Source organism: Streptomyces alanosinicus (assembly GCF_014650595.1).
Taxonomy (GTDB): Bacteria; Actinomycetota; Actinomycetes; order Streptomycetales; family Streptomycetaceae; genus Streptomyces; species Streptomyces alanosinicus.
This window is the reverse complement of sequence record NZ_BMVG01000170.1, coordinates 1-582: the sequence shown is the minus strand read 5'-3', so window position 1 is coordinate 582 and position 582 is coordinate 1. Positions and strand designations below refer to the sequence as shown.

1 protein-coding gene is annotated in these 582 nt (G+C 72.5%); it reads left to right on the top strand.

Going from position 1 to position 582, the window contains the following annotated elements; translation table 11 throughout:
• Positions 1-582: polyketide synthase (locus IE277_RS46835; RefSeq protein ID WP_189960241.1), on the top strand; the 582-nt coding region annotated here is incomplete at both ends.

Genomic DNA, 582 nt, shown 5'->3' with positions numbered 1-582 from the left:
GTACGACGCGGGCGACTTCGACGCCACCCTGTTCGGTATCTCCCCGCGTGAAGCCCTCGGTCTCGACCCGCAGCAGCGCCTGCTCCTGGAGACCGCCCACGAGGCGATCGAACGCGCCGGCATCGCCCCGCACACCCTGCGCGGCAGCCGCACCGGAGTGTTCGGCGGGCTGATGTACCACGACTACGCCCAGGGCACCGAGGCGTCCGGCACCACCGGCGGCAGCCTGGTCACCGGCCGGGTCGCCTTCAGCCTGGGCCTGGAGGGCCCCGCGGTCACCATCGACACGGCCTGCTCCTCCTCCCTCGTCGCCGTCCACCTGGCCGCCCAGTCCCTGCGCTCCGGCGAGTCCACCCTCGCCCTCGCCGGCGGCGTCACCGTCATGTCCGAACCGGACATGTTCCTGTACTTCAACCACCAGCGCGGCCTCGCGGCAGACGGCCGCTGCAAGCCTTTCGCGGCGTCGGCGGACGGTACGGGCTGCTCCGAGGGCGTGGGCGTCGTCGTACTGGAGCGTCTCTGCGACGCCCGCCGCAACGGCCACCCCGTCCTCGCCCTGATCAAGGGCTCCGCCGTCAACCA